The organism is Janibacter sp. FSL W8-0316 (genome assembly GCF_038004165.1).
Classification (GTDB): Bacteria; Actinomycetota; Actinomycetes; order Actinomycetales; family Dermatophilaceae; genus Janibacter; species Janibacter indicus.
On the sequence record NZ_JBBOQX010000001.1, the window covers coordinates 3,395,042 to 3,409,357 of the forward strand.

The following is a 14,316-nucleotide window of genomic DNA, read 5'->3' on the forward strand; positions in this document are numbered from 1 at the left end:
GTGTCCTCTCGTGCAGCACTGGACATCCCCGAGCGACACCCCGCCGCAGCTGCGGCCGTGCGTGGCGACCTTCGGCAACTTCGACGGGGTGCACCGCGGCCACCGCGCGATCCTCGACGAGCTGACCCGGCAGGGCCGCGAGCGTGACCTGCCGGCCGTCGCGGTGACCTTCGACCCGCACCCGATCGAGGTCATGCACCCCGAGCGGGCGCCCGAGATCATCTCGCCCGGCCCGCTGCGTGACGAGCTGCTCGAGCAGGCCGGGATCGCGGGTCTGCTCTCCCTGCCCTTCACCACCGAGTTCGCGCAGACGAGCGCCGTCGACTACGTCGTCGACACCTTCGTCACCGGGCTGCAGGCCCAGGCCCTCGTCGTCGGGGCCGACACCCGTGGTTTCGGCGCGGGCTACACCGGTGACGTCGACCTGCTGCGCAGCCTCGGCGAGGAGCACGGCTTCGACGTCGTCGTCATCGAGGACCAGGGCGAGACCGAGCGCTGGTCCTCCTCGGCCGTGCGCACCCATCTCGCCGCCGGCGAGGTCGCCGAAGCATCCTTGATCCTCGGGCGGCCGCACCGCGTCGTCGGCACCGTCGTCCACGGTCACCACCGGGGGCGCGAGCTCGGCTACCCGACGGCCAACCTCGGCGCCGACAGCCTCGGCCTCGTCCCGGCCGACGGCGTCTATGCGGGCTGGCTGGTGCGCCTCGACCTGCCCGAGGGCGACCCCGAGCGACGTCTGCCCGCCGCGATCTCGGTCGGGACCAACCCGACCTTCGACGGGCAGGTCCGCGTCGTCGAGTCCTACGTCCTCGACCGCACCGACCTCGACCTCTACGGCGAGCGGGTGGCCGTCGACTTCGTCGGGCACGTGCGCCCGACGCTGCGCTTCGACTCGATCGACGAGCTGCTCGTGGCCATGGCGCGCGACGTCGAGCGCACCCGCGACCTGCTCGAGCGCTGACCTCCACGGTGCCGGGGCACGGTCGGCGGGGCTTCGCGCGGCAGCTGCTGCGCTCCGACCTCGTCCTGCTCGCGGCGGCTCTCATCGCCTCGGGCCTCGGGGCGGTGCTCGTCCACTCGGCGACCCGCGCCGACGCCGGGTCTGCCTATCTCGTGCGGCACCTGCTCAACCTCGTCATCGGCCTGCTCATCGCCCTGGCGATCGTCCGGCTGGACCGGGCAGCGCTGCGGGCACTCGCCCCCTTCGTCTACCTCGCCGGGGTCGTCGGGCTGGTCCTCGTCCTCACCCCGCTCGGCTCCGAGATCAACGGCTCCCGGTCGTGGATCCAGGTGCCGGGCGGCTTCTCGATCCAACCCAGCGAGATGGCCAAGGTGGGGCTGTGCGTCGCCCTGCCGATGCTGCTCGCCCCCGCCGCCGAGCGTCGGGACCGGCCGCGACCCCGCGAGATCCTGCTCGCCGGGCTGGTCACCGCCGTGCCCGTGCTCCTCGTCATGGCCCAGCCCGACCTGGGCTCGGCCCTGGTCCTCGTCGCGCTCGCCCTCGGGGTGCTTGTCGTCTCCGGGGCATCGTGGCCATGGCTCGCTGGGGTGCTGCTCGCCGGCGTCGCCGCCGTGGTCGCGGCCTTCACGACGCCGCTGCTCAGCGCCTACCAGCGCGACCGGCTCACGGCCTTCCTCGACCCGAGCGCCGACCCCCTGAGCATCGGCTACCAGACCCAGCAGGTGCGCCGGGCGATCGCCGACGGTGGCTGGGGCGGTCAGGGGCTGCACGCGGGCGACCTCACCAGCTCGGGGGCGATCCCCTTCCAGGAGACCGACTTCGTCTTCTCGGTGGCGGGGGAGGAGCTCGGCTTCGTCGGCGCGGCCTTTGTGGTGTGCCTGCTCGGGCTCGTCGTGGCGCGCATCGCCCTGGCCGGGACCCGGAGCGACGACCCCTTCGTGCGACTGGTGTGCTGGGCGGTCGCGAGCTGGTTCGCGGTGCAGTCCGTCGAGAACCTCGGGATGAACCTCGGCCTGCTGCCGGTGACCGGCCTGCCGCTGCCCTTCCTCTCCTACGGCGGGTCCTCGATGTTCGCCTGCTGGGCCGCGGTGGGGCTGGTCGTCGCCGTGACCCGGGAGGAGAGGTCCGCCACAGGTCGTGGACCGGTGCGCCCGCGTCGGTGACGATGGCGCCGTGCAGATCCCGACCTTCCAGACCCTGTCCAAGGACCTCGGCGCCACGGCCCTGCGCCGTGGGCTCAACCTGTGGCCGCCCTTCCTCGCGGCGAGCGTCCACGTCGACCGCATCTCGCCCGACTTCCGGGAGTTCGACGTCTCGCTGCGGATGCGTCCGTGGAGCCGCAACTACGTCGGGACCCAGTTCGGCGGCTCGCTCTTCGCGATGTGCGACCCGTGGTGGATGCTCGGGGCGCTGCGCTGCCTCGGCGAGGACTACATCGTCTGGGACAAGGCCGGCGAGATCGACTTCGTCAGCCCCGGGCGCACCGACGTGCGCACGAGCATCCGGATCACCGACGAGCTGCTCGACGGGATCCGGGCCGCGACGGCCGACGGGTCGAAGCACCTGGTCTGGTGCGACAACGACGTCGTCGCGGCCGACGGAACCCTCGTGGCGCGCTACCGCAAGCAGCTCTACGTGCGGCGCAAGCGGGCCTGAGCCCGCGGCGCCGCGGGGCCGACTGCCAGCCTTTGGTCACCAAACGGTCACGCTGCGGTCTGACCGGTGACAGGGAGGGCGCTTTCGGGAGACGATGCGCGCACCACCCGCAGCCCACGAAGGAGTGGACTTCTCGTGCCAGACCCCAGCCCCTCGCGCGCGTCCGACGAGGTCTTCGACGCAAGCGTCTTCGACAACCGTGCTCCCTCGGTCGGTCACCTGCTCCGTGACCGCATCGCCAAGAGCCCAGACAACATCGCCTACTCGTTCCCCTCGGGCATCGCCTGGGGCGAGCTGACGTGGGCCCAGCTCGGGGAGCGGGTGTGGGCGCTTGCCGCCGGCCTCGTCGACCTCGGGGTCCAGCCGGAGGACCGCGTCTCCCTGGCGTCGAGCACCCGCATCGAGTGGGTCCTCGCCGACTACGCGATCATGGCGGCCGGTGCGGCCACCACGACGATCTACCCGACGTCGATCAGCGACGACGTCGCCTTCATCGTCGACAACTCCGGGTCCACGGTGATCATCGCCGAGGACGCCGAGCAGGTCGACAAGCTGCGCGAGGTGCGCGACGCGATCCCCGGCGTGAGCACGGTCGTCGTGGTCGACACCGAGGGCGTCGACCTCGACGACTGGGTCATCTCCTTCGAGGACCTCGAGGCCCGCGGCGCCGCGCTGCTCGCCTCCGAGCCGGGGGTCGTCGACACCCGCATCGACGGCACCGGCCCCACGTCGCTCGCGACGATCATCTACACCTCGGGCACGACCGGCCGCCCCAAGGGGGTGCGGCTGCGGCACGCGACGTGGACCTACCAGGGCGCGGCGATCCGGGCGACGGGCATGCTCGCCGAGGACGACGTGCACTACCTGTGGCTGCCGCTCTCGCACGTCTTCGCCAAGGTGCTGCTGCTCATCAGCACCGACGTCGGCATGCAGACCGCCGTCGACGGGCGCATCGACAAGATCGTGGACAACCTCGGCGAGGTCCGTCCGACCTTCATGGCCGCGGCGCCCCGCATCTTCGAAAAGGTCTACGGCAAGCTGAGCCTCGGCATGCAGGAGGAGGGCGGCGCCAAGGCCAAGATCTTCGACTTCGCCGCCGAGACCGCCCGCCAGTACTCTCAGGCGCTCTCCGACGGGCGCAAGCCCGGCGCCCTGCTCGGGGTCCGCCACAAGATCGCCGACAAGCTCGTCTTTGCCAAGGTGCGTGACCGATTCGGTGGCCGGGTGCGCTTCTTCATCTCCGGATCCGCGGCGCTCAACACCGACATCGCCCACTGGTTCAACGGTGCCGGCCTGCCGATCCTCGAGGGCTACGGCCTCACCGAGACCTCCGCGGCGGCCACGGTCAACCGGCCCTACGCCCTCCGCGTCGGGACCGTGGGCTGGCCCAACGTGCAGACCGAGATCAAGATCGCCGACGACGGCGAGATCCTCATCCGCGGCGAGCACGTCATGGAGGGCTACCACAACAACCCCGAGGCGACCGCCGAGGTGCTCACGGCGGACGGCTGGTTCCACTCCGGCGACATCGGTGAGGTCGACGCCGACGGCTTCGTCAAGGTCACCGACCGCAAGAAGGACCTCTTCAAGACGAGCAACGGCAAGTACGTCGCGCCCTCGCAGATCGAGTCCACCTTCAAGGGTCTGTGCCCCTATGTCGGTCAGTTCCTCGTCCACGGCGAAAATCGCCAGTTCGTCACCGCCCTGGTCACCCTCGACGAGGAGGCCATCAAGCCGTGGGCCGAGGCCAACGGCCTGGCCGGCGCCGGCTACACCGAGATCGTCTCGTCGATGCAGGCCCGCGACATGGTCCAGTCCTACGTCGACGAGCTCAACGCCGGGCTCAACCGCCACGAGCAGATCAAGCGCTTCCACATCCTCGGTCGCGACCTGACGGTCGAGGACGGCGAGCTGACGCCGAGCCTGAAGCTGCGGCGCAAGGTCGTCGCCGACAAGTTCAAGGGCGACATCGAGGAGATGTACCCGAGCTGACCGGCCGAAGGGAGGTCCGGTGCCGCGGCGTTTGGGACAGCCGCGCACCGGACCTACCCTTGGAGGCATGTCCGGTGAGTCGATCTTCCCTGCCCTCGAGCCCCTGCTCGAGCGGGTCAGCAAGCCCATCCAGTACGTCGGGGGCGAGCTGAACTCCACGGTCAAGGACTGGCACGTCGGCGGCCACGGCCCCGACGAGCAGGACCTCACGGTCCGCTGGGCCCTGATGTACCCCGACGCCTACGAGGTCGGCGTGCCCAACCAGGGCGTGATGATCCTCTACGAAGTGCTCAACGAGCGCCCCGACGCCCTCGCGGAGCGCAGCTACGCGGTGTGGCCCGACATGGAGGCCTTGCTGCGCGAGCACGGGCTGCCGCAGTTCACCGTCGACGGCCACCGCCCGATCGGCGACTTCGACGTCTTCGGTCTGAGCTTCTCGACCGAGCTCGGCTACACCAACATGCTCACGGCCCTCGACCTCGCCGGCATCCCGCTGCACGCGGCCGACCGGGGCGACGAGCACCCGCTCGTCGTCATGGGCGGGCACGCCTCCTTCAACCCCGAGCCGGTCGCCGACTTCATCGACGCGGCGATCGTCGGCGACGGCGAGGAGGCGGTGCTCACCGCCACCGACATCATCGGCGAGTGGAAGGCCCAGGGCCGTCCCGGCGGACGTGTCGAGGTGCTGCGTCGCCTCGCGGCGACCGGTGGCGTCTACGTCCCGGCCTTCTACGAGGTCGACTACCTGCCCGACGGGCGGATCCAGCGCGTCGCCCCGGTGGAGACCGGCGTGCCGTGGCGCGTCGACAAGCACACGGTCATGGACCTCGACGCATGGCCCTACCCCAAGAAGCCGCTCGTCCCCCTCGCGGAGTCGGTCCACGAGCGGATGAGCGTCGAGATCTTCCGCGGCTGTACCCGCGGATGCCGCTTCTGCCAGGCCGGCATGATCACCCGTCCGGTCCGGGAGCGCTCGATCACCGGCATCGGCGAGATGGTCGAGCGGGGCCTGGAGGCGACCGGCTTCGAGGAGGTCGGGCTGCTCTCGCTCTCCAGCGCCGACCACACCGAGATCGGCGACATCGCCAAGGGCCTGGCCGACCGCTACGAGGGCACCAACACCGGCCTGTCCCTGCCGAGCACCCGCGTCGACGCCTTCAACATCGACCTGGCCAACGAGCTGACCCGGGGCGGCCGCCGCTCCGGCCTGACCTTCGCCCCCGAGGGTGGCTCCGAGCGCATCCGCAAGGTGATCAACAAGATGGTCACCGAGGACGACCTCATCAAGACCGTCTCGGCCGCCTACGGCGCCGGCTGGCGCCAGGTCAAGCTCTACTTCATGTGCGGGCTGCCGACCGAGACCGACGAGGACGTCCTGCAGATCGCCGAGGTCGCCAAGCGGGTCATCGAGACCGGCCGTCAGGTCGCCGGGCACAACGACATCCGCTGCACGGTCTCCATCGGCGGCTTCGTGCCCAAGCCGCACACCCCCTTCCAGTGGGCGGCCCAGCTCGGTGCCGAGGAGACCGACGAGCGGCTGCACAAGCTGCGCGACGCGATCCGCGCCGACAAGCGCTACGGCCGGTCCATCGGCTTCCGCTACCACGACGGCAAGCCGGGCATCGTCGAGGGTCTGCTCTCGCGCGGTGACCGCCGCGTGGGCCGGGTCATCGAGCAGGTCTGGCGCGACGGCGGCCGCTTCGACGGGTGGAGCGAGCACTTCTCCTACGACCGCTGGATGGCCGCGGCCGAGACCGCCCTGGCGGGCACCGGCGTCGACGTCGCCTGGTACACCACCCGCGAGCGCGAGGAGGCCGAGGTCCTGCCCTGGGACCACATCGACTCCGGCCTCGACAAGGAGTGGCTGTGGCAGGACTGGCTCGACGCGGTCGACGAGACCGAGGTCGAGGACTGCCGCTGGACCCCGTGCTTCGACTGCGGCGTCTGCCCGCAGATGGGCACCGACATCGAGATCGGCCCCACCGGCAAGACGCTGCTGCCGCTCACCGTCCTCGGGTCCGGCCGTCAGGACATGATCAGCTCCTGAGGTCCGCGGGCCCGGCACCCTGTCGGTCGGGCCGGGGCTCTGCCACGCTGGAGGCACGCACGTCGTCCAGCAGGGGGAGCAGGAGATGTCAGTCCAGACCGGTGCCATGGTCGTGGGGGCCGTGGCCGTGATCTACGGGATCGGCTTCGCGGTCCTGCCGATGCGGCGGTGGAGCGAGTCCTCGCGCACCCGCTACACGATGGGCGGTGCGGCTCTCGTCGCACTGGTCTTCGTCGCGCTCGTCGTCGTCCCGTGGTGGGTGCAGCGCAGCTGACCAGCCTGCGGCCCCCTTCGGCACGTCACGAGGACGAAGGGGGACAATGCGCCACATGACCGCGACGCCGACGACCGCGACGCCCACCGTGCTCACCGAGGCACTGCGCCGGGAGGGGGTCACCGACGCCCGCACCGACGCCCTGACGATCGGCATGTACGCCACCGACGCCGGGATCTACCGGGTCCCGCCGCGGGCGGTCGTCTTCCCGAGGCACACCGACGAGATCGCCGCGACCCTCTCGGTCGCCCGCGAGCTCGGCGTGCCGGTGACCACCCGCGGCGCCGGCACCTCGTGCGCGGGCAATGCCGTCGGTCCGGGCATCGTCATCGACACCGCCCGACATCTGGGGCGGGTCCTCGACGTCGACCGCGACAGCGCGACCGCGCTCGTCGAGGCCGGCACGGTCCACGCGACGCTGCAGGCCCGTGCCCGCGAGATCGGGCTGCGCTTCGGTCCCGACCCGAGCAGCCACAGCCGCTGCACCGTCGGCGGGATGATCGGCAACAACGCGTGCGGCAACCGCGCCCTGGGCTACGGCCGCACGAGCGACAACATCGTGGGCATGGAGCTGCTCACCGCGGCCGGCGCGACCCTGTCCGCGACGACGGGAGTGGCGGGCGGACCCCCTTCGCTCACCGGGGACGACGCCCTCGTCGCCCGCCTGACGCAGCTGGCCGACGACCACCTCGGCACGATCCGCACGCAGTTCGGCCGCTTCGGCCGACAGGTCTCCGGCTATGCCCTTGAGCACCTCGCGCCCGAGCGCGGTCGCGACATCGGCCGCATGCTCGTCGGCTCCGAGGGCACCCTCGCCGTCGTCACGCAGGCCAGGGTGCGCCTGGTCACCGACCCGGCCGCCACCTGCCTGGCCGTCCTCGGCTTCCCCGACATCTACGCCGCCGGCGACGTCGCCCACCAGCTCAAGGGGCTGGGCGCCGTTGCGGCAGAAGGCATCGACTCGCGCATCGTCGACATCGTGCGCCGCCGTCGCGGGCCGCAGGCCGTCCCCGACCTGCCGCGCGGCGCCGCGTGGATGCTCGTCGAGGTGCCGGGGGAGGACCCCGCCGCGGCGCAGGCCGCCGCCGAGCGGGTCTGCCACGAGATCCCGCACACCGACTCGCTCGTCGTCACCGACCCCGGCCACGCCCGCTCGCTGTGGAAGATCCGCGAGGACGGCGCCGGCCTGTCCTCGCGCTCGCCCCGCGACCGACCCGCCCACGCGGGATGGGAGGACGCGGCCGTGCCGCCGGAGCGGCTGGGCGACTACCTGCGCGACTTCGACGCGCTGCTCGACGCGCACGACGTGCAGGGCCTGCCCTACGGGCACTTCGGCGACGGCTGCCTGCACATCCGCCTCGACGTCGACCTCGACGCGCCCGACGCCACCGACCGCTACCGCCGTCTCGTCGAGGAGGCCGCCGACCTCGTGGCCTCCTACGGCGGGTCGCTCTCCGGGGAGCACGGCGACGGCCGGGCCCGCTCGGCGCTGCTGCCGCGCATGTACGACGCCGAGACGATGGCGATCTTCGGGGCGGTCAAGCACGCCTTCGACCCGACCAACCTGCTCAACCCCGGCGTCCTCGTCGACGCCGCACCCGTCGAGGCCGACATCCGCATCCCCGCCGCGCACAAGGTCACCGTGCCGCTGGCCTTCGGCTACGCAGGCGACGACGGCGACTTCAGCCAGGCCGTGCACCGCTGCACGGGTGTCGGCAAGTGTCGTGCGGCGGGCACGTCGAGCACCGTCATGTGCCCGAGCTACCTCGCGACGAGGGAGGAGAAGGACTCCACCCGCGGCCGCGCCCGGGCCCTGCAGGAGATGCTCAACGGCACGACGATCACCGACGGCTGGCGCTCGCCCGAGGTCCACGACGCGCTCGACCTGTGCCTGTCGTGCAAGGGCTGCGCCAGCGACTGCCCGACCGGCATCGACATGGCGACCTACAAGTCGGAGACCCTCCACCAGACCTACCGGGGCCGCATCCGCCCGCGCAGCCACTACTCGCTCGGCCGGCTGCCGCAGCTGGCGCGCGTCGCCTCGAAGATCCCTCGGGTCGCCAACGCGCTCACCTCGCTCCCCGGGCTCAAGCGGGTGACCCTGCCCGCGGCCGGCGTCGACCCGCGGCGCAGCATCCCGACCTTCGCGCGGCAGACCTTCCGCTCCTGGGCCGCCGACGAGGGGCTCGTCGCGTCGGCCGCCCAGGCCGCCGCCACCGACCACCCCGTCGCGCTCTTCGTCGACTCCTTCACCGACCACTTCTCGCCGCAGGTCGGGCGGGCCACCGTGGCCGTGCTGCGGGAGGCGGGGTTCACCCCCTTCGTCCCCGCCGAGGCGCTGTGCTGCGGCCTGACCTTCATCTCCACGGGTCAGCTCGACGCGGCGAAGAAGACCCTCACCGAGGCCGCGCACGTCCTCGCCCCGGTCGTCTCCGCCGGCATCCCCGTCGTCGGCATGGAGCCGAGCTGCACCGCGGCCCTGCGCCACGACCTGCCGGCCCTCGTCGACTCCGGTGCGGCCCGGCAGGTGGCCGGGGGAGTGCGGACCGTCGCCGAGGTGCTGACGAGCGCCATCGACGAAGGGCGCTGGGTCGCCCCCGACCTCACCGGCACCGAGATCGTCGCGCAGCCGCACTGCCACCACCACGCCGTGATGAGCTGGTCGGCCGACGAGGCGCTGCTCGCCAGGACCGGTGCCACGGTGACCCGGCTCGGCGGGTGCTGCGGGCTCGCCGGCAACTTCGGCGTCGAGCTGGGCCACTACGAGGTCTCGGTCAAGGTCGCCGAGCAACAGCTGCTGCCCGCGATCGAGGCGGCTGGCCGCGAGACGGTCGTGCTCGCCGACGGGTTCTCCTGCCAGACGCAGATCGCCGACCTGTCGGAGCGGACCGGGGTCCACCTCGTGGAGCTGCTCGCCGGTCGGTGATCAGCCCACGACGGGGTCGCCATTAGGCTTGACTCCCATGTCCCCGCAACGCACCCCCGACGGTCCGCCGCCACCGCCGCCGGTCCAGAAGCTGCGCATCCAGTACGCCCGCCGTGGCCGGCTGCGCTACTCCTCGACCCGTGACTTCGGGCGCGCCCTCGAGCGGGCCCTGCGTCGTGCTGGTGTCCCCATGGCCTACTCCGCGGGCTTCCACCCGCACCCCAAGATCTCCTACGCCAACGGCGCGGCCACCGGCGCGGCGAGCGAGGCGGAGTACTTCGAGATCTCGGTGACCGAGCGGGTCGACCCCGACGCTCTCGGCCGGGCTCTGGACGCCGCCCTGCCCGACGGGCTCGACATCGTCGCGGTCGTCGACGCCGAGCCGGGCGCGCTGGCCGATCGGCTGCAGGCGAGCCGGTGGCTGCTGGAGTTCCCGGGCGTCGAGCTGGCCGATCTCGAGCGTGCGGTCGAGGGCTTCCTCGCCGAGGAGCGGGTCGAGGTCAGCCGGATGTTCAAGCGCGGGATGAAGTCCTACGACGCGCGCGAGCCCGTCATCCGGGCAGAGACCGGTCGCTCGGACGACGGCTGTGCGATACTGACGATGGTCGTGCGGCACACCACACCTGCCGTTCGCCCCGACGACGTCCTCAGCGCGATCACCGCTGCCACCTCGTTCGCGCCGACGCGATCGCCCAAGGCGACGCGCCTGGCGCAGGGGATCTGGAGCAGCGAGATCGAGAGCGTGGCCGACCCTCTGGCCACCGACTGAGTCGTCGTCGGCCCTGACGGGGTGCCGCGCTGGGCGCGAGCCACGTCGAGGCAACACGGACCTTTCCGCGGGCGAGCGCCCGCCACGCCGCGCGGCGGCTGGACTGCACCCCCAGGGGTGCCGGTGTCGGGGTCCTGCCGCGGTGCAGGAGGTGCCACATGGCCACCGACAACGACGAGCCGGTCGACGAGACCACGACCGAAGCTCCCGCCGCAGTCCCGAGCTTCGGACTGCTCTTCCAGCCCCCCGCCCCGGCGCCGGCCCCGGCCCGCCACCCGGCTCCCGAGCCGGTTGACGAGGACGACGAGTCGCCCGACGAGGACGCCGACTCCGGCTCCGAGTCCTCGGACGACGCCGATTCCGGCCAGGGCGAAGGGGGGCGCCGTCGCCGCCGTCGTGGTGGCCGCGGCCGCAACAACCGCTCCGGCGACGAGGGTGACGGTGACCAGGACGGCTCCGACGACTCGGACTCGGGTGATTCCCGGGACGAGCGAGGGTCCGACGAGTCCGACGACGAGGCCCAGGGCTCCGCCAAGAGCAAGGGCGGCAAGGGCGGCAAGGGCCGCGGCAAGTCCAAGAAGTCGGCCGACGCGGACGACTCGGGTGACGACGCCCAGGCCGCCGAGGACGTCGACTCCCAGCGCGACGACTCCTCCGACGACGACGGTGACTCCGACGACGAGGGCGGCGGCAGCTCCCGCCGGCGTCGCCGCCGTCGCCGTGGTGGCGGTGGGGGCAACGGCGGCCAGGACGACCCGCCCGGGACCGTGACCAAGGTGCGCGAGTCGCGCCGCAACGAGCCCCAGGCGATCAAGGGCTCCACCCGCCTCGAGGCGAAGAAGCAGCGCCGCCGAGAGGGCCGCGAGGCCGGTCGACGCCGCACGATCATCACCGAGGCGGAGTTCCTCGCCCGCCGCGAGAGCGTCGAGCGGACCATGGTCGTGCGCCAGCACGGTGATCGCACGCAGATCGGTGTCCTCGAGGACGGCGTGCTCGCCGAGCACTACGTCTCCCGCGAGACGACCTCGACCCTCGTCGGCAACGTCTACCTCGGCCGGGTGCAAAATGTGCTGCCCAGCATGGAGGCCGCCTTCATCGACATCGGCAAGGGCCGCAATGCGGTGCTCTACGCCGGTGAGGTCAACTGGGAGGCCCAGGGCGTCGGCAACGGCCAGGCCCGACGGATCGAAAATGCGCTCTCCTCCGGCGACTCGGTCCTCGTCCAGGTGACCAAGGACCCGGTGGGCCACAAGGGGGCGCGCCTCACCTCGCAGATCTCGCTGCCCGGCCGCTACGTCGTCTACGTGCCCGAGGGCAGCATGACGGGCATCTCGCGCAAGCTGCCCGACACCGAGCGCTCCCGCCTCAAGGGGATCCTCAAGCAGGTCGTCCCGGACAGCGCGGGCGTCATCGTGCGCACCGCCGCGGAGGGGGCCTCCGAGGCCGAGCTGACCGCCGACGTCGAGCGGCTCACCAAGGCCTGGGACAAGATCAGCTCCACGGCCAAGTCGAAGAAGGGCAAGAAGGGCTCTGCCGGCGGCGCGCCCGTCCTGCTGCACGCCGAGCCGGACATGACCGTCCGGGTCATCCGCGACATCTTCAACGAGGATTTCGCCAAGATGGTCGTGGCCGGCGACGACGCCTGGCGCGAGATCAAGGGCTACGTCGACGACGTCGCGCCCGACCTGTCCGACCGTCTCGAGCGCTACACGGGTGAGGGCGACGTCTTCGCGGCGCACCGCATCGACGAGGCGATCGCCAAGGCGATGGACCGCAAGGTCTGGCTGCCCTCCGGCGGTTCGCTCGTCATCGACCGCACCGAGGCGATGACGGTCGTCGACGTCAACACCGGCAAGTTCACCGGGTCCGGGGGCAACCTCGAGGAGACGGTGACCAAGAACAACCTCGAAGCCGCCGAGGAGATCGTCCGGCAGCTGCGACTGCGCGACATCGGCGGCATCATCGTCGTCGACTTCATCGACATGGTCCTCGAGTCCAACCGCGACCTCGTCGTCCGGCGCCTCCTCGAGTGCCTCGGCCGTGACCGCACCAAGCACCAGGTCGCCGAGGTCACCTCGCTCGGCCTGGTCCAGATGACCCGCAAGCGGGTCGGCGCGGGCCTGATCGAGGTCTTCTCGCAGGAGTGCGAGCACTGCCACGGCCGCGGGATCATCGTCCACAGCGAGCCCGTCGCCCACGACCCCGGTGGTCACGCCGGCGGCAACCACGGCGGCAACGGTGGCGGCGGCAAGTCCCGTCGTGGCCGGTCGAAGGGGGACAAGGACACCTCCTCGCAGCGCCAGGAGCCGGTCGAGGAGCAGACCGACGCCAACGGCCGCACCGCGGCCCAGATCGCGGCGGCGGCACACGCGGCGGCGATCAAGAACATCGCCGGCGAGGCCGGCGAGGACGACGTCGCCCAGCTCGAGTCCACGACGGTGGTCGAGCCGGGTCAGCCGGTCGAGCAGAGCGAGCCGGAGCCACAGCCGGAGGCGCCCAAGCGACGCCGCGGTGGCCGCCGGGCCGCGTCCAGCGCCGGTGCCCCCGTCGCCCTCGAGCCCGTCGACCTCTCCGAGACCCCGGCCCCCGAACCCGAGCCGCAGCCGGAGCCCGAGCCGCAGCCGGAGCCGGTCGCGGCTCCCGCGCCGGAGCAGGCCGAGGAGACGCCGGCTCCGACGCGGCGTCGTGGTGGCCGCCGAGCAGCCTCGAGCGCCGGTGCGCCGGTGGCCCTGCAGGCCGTCGACCTCACCGCCCCGGCCGAGCCGACCGGCGCTCCGCTGACCAAGGTCGCGGGGGAGTCCGGCGAGGCTGCGACCACGCCGGTCGCCGACCCCGAGCCGGCCGCCCCGGCCCGTCGCAAGCGCAAGCGCGTGACCTCCGAGGCCGGCCCGCCCAAGGCCTGACCTCGCGACCGCACGTCGACCCCCTTCGCCGGTTTGTCCGGTGGAGGGGGTCGCCGGTAGTCTTGACCCTTGGTGCGCCCACCGAGCGAACGCTTCGTGCCATGCGGCATGCGGACTGTTGGCCGGTCAGACAGAGCGAGTGCGCTACAGACAGAGAGTGAGTTCCCCCAGATGTACGCGATCGTTCGCGCCGGTGGCCGCCAGGAAAAGGTTTCCGTCGGCGACACCATCCTCATCAACTCGATCAAGGGCGAGGCCGGCGACAGCGTCGACCTGCAGCCGATCCTGCTCGTCGACGGTTCGTCCGTGACCAGCGACGCCGACAAGCTGGCCAAGGCCAGCGTCAAGGCCGAGGTCGTGGGTGCCGCCAAGGGCCCCAAGATCACGATCGTCAAGTACAAGAACAAGACGGGCTACCGCAAGCGTCAGGGTCACCGTCAGCCGCTGACCCAGCTGAAGATCACCGACATCAAGGCCTGAGCCTTCCTTCAACAGTTAGGAACCCACTGACATGTCCTCCAAGAAGGGTGTCTCCTCCTCCAAGAACGGTCGCGACTCCAACGCCCAGCGCCTCGGCGTGAAGCGCTACGGCGGCCAGCTCGTCGGCACCGGCGAGATCATCGTGCGCCAGCGCGGGACCCACTTCCACCCGGGCGACAACGTCGGCCGCGGTGGCGACGACACGCTGTTCGCCCTGGCGGACGGCGAGGTCCAGTTCGGCGCCAAGCGCGGCCGCAAGGTCGTCAGCGTCCTCCCGGCGGGTGCCGCCGGCTGACGCGAGCCACAGC

At 71.8% G+C, this 14,316-nt stretch carries 11 protein-coding genes; all 11 read left to right on the top strand.

Annotation, left to right across the window (positions count from 1 at the left end; genetic code table 11):
- The first annotated feature begins 10 nt into the window (after window positions 1-10).
- The 11 genes from NYE39_RS16620 to rpmA all read left to right on the top strand — a co-directional run bounded on the left by NYE39_RS16620 (window position 11) and on the right by rpmA (window position 14,303).
- Window positions 11-961: a bifunctional riboflavin kinase/FAD synthetase gene (locus NYE39_RS16620; protein ID WP_341013330.1), complete on the top strand. Its 951-nt coding sequence runs from the start codon at window positions 11-13 to the stop codon at window positions 959-961.
- 8 nt (window positions 962-969) lie between these two features.
- Window positions 970-2,124, top strand: a complete 1,155-nt coding sequence (locus NYE39_RS16625; protein ID WP_341013331.1) for an FtsW/RodA/SpoVE family cell cycle protein — start codon at window positions 970-972, stop codon at window positions 2,122-2,124.
- Between the two features lie 10 nt (window positions 2,125-2,134).
- Window positions 2,135-2,617: a DUF4442 domain-containing protein gene (locus NYE39_RS16630; protein WP_200811105.1), complete on the top strand. Its 483-nt coding sequence runs from the start codon at window positions 2,135-2,137 to the stop codon at window positions 2,615-2,617.
- 135 nt (window positions 2,618-2,752) lie between these two features.
- Complete coding sequence (locus NYE39_RS16635; protein WP_192911758.1) at window positions 2,753-4,609, top strand: AMP-dependent synthetase/ligase; 1,857 nt, start codon at window positions 2,753-2,755, stop codon at window positions 4,607-4,609.
- Between the two features lie 67 nt (window positions 4,610-4,676).
- Window positions 4,677-6,656, top strand: coding sequence for a TIGR03960 family B12-binding radical SAM protein (locus NYE39_RS16640; RefSeq protein ID WP_341013332.1), 1,980 nt, complete (start codon window positions 4,677-4,679; stop codon window positions 6,654-6,656).
- Between the two features lie 85 nt (window positions 6,657-6,741).
- Entirely contained in the window at window positions 6,742-6,930 is a 189-nt protein-coding gene (locus NYE39_RS16645; RefSeq protein WP_125932790.1) for a hypothetical protein, read from the top strand.
- Window positions 6,931-6,985: 55 nt separating this feature from the next.
- Window positions 6,986-9,856, top strand: coding sequence for an FAD-binding and (Fe-S)-binding domain-containing protein (locus NYE39_RS16650; RefSeq protein WP_341013334.1), 2,871 nt, complete (start codon window positions 6,986-6,988; stop codon window positions 9,854-9,856).
- A gap of 37 nt (window positions 9,857-9,893) precedes the next feature.
- On the top strand, window positions 9,894-10,625 hold the full coding sequence (locus NYE39_RS16655; RefSeq protein ID WP_226283054.1) for a TIGR03936 family radical SAM-associated protein: 732 nt from the start codon (window positions 9,894-9,896) through the stop codon (window positions 10,623-10,625).
- Between the two features lie 158 nt (window positions 10,626-10,783).
- The gene (locus NYE39_RS16660; RefSeq protein ID WP_341013335.1) at window positions 10,784-13,528 is read left to right on the top strand and encodes an Rne/Rng family ribonuclease; all 2,745 of its coding nucleotides are present in this window, start codon (window positions 10,784-10,786) and stop codon (window positions 13,526-13,528) included.
- A 171-nt stretch (window positions 13,529-13,699) separates the two neighbouring features.
- The gene (gene rplU / locus NYE39_RS16665) at window positions 13,700-14,008 is read left to right on the top strand and encodes a 50S ribosomal protein L21 (RefSeq protein ID WP_072624223.1); all 309 of its coding nucleotides are present in this window, start codon (window positions 13,700-13,702) and stop codon (window positions 14,006-14,008) included.
- Between the two features lie 31 nt (window positions 14,009-14,039).
- Window positions 14,040-14,303 carry a 50S ribosomal protein L27 gene (rpmA, locus tag NYE39_RS16670; protein ID WP_072624224.1) on the top strand — a complete coding sequence of 88 codons (264 nt, stop codon included), beginning with the start codon at window positions 14,040-14,042 and terminating at the stop codon, window positions 14,301-14,303.
- Window positions 14,304-14,316: the final 13 nt, after the last annotated feature.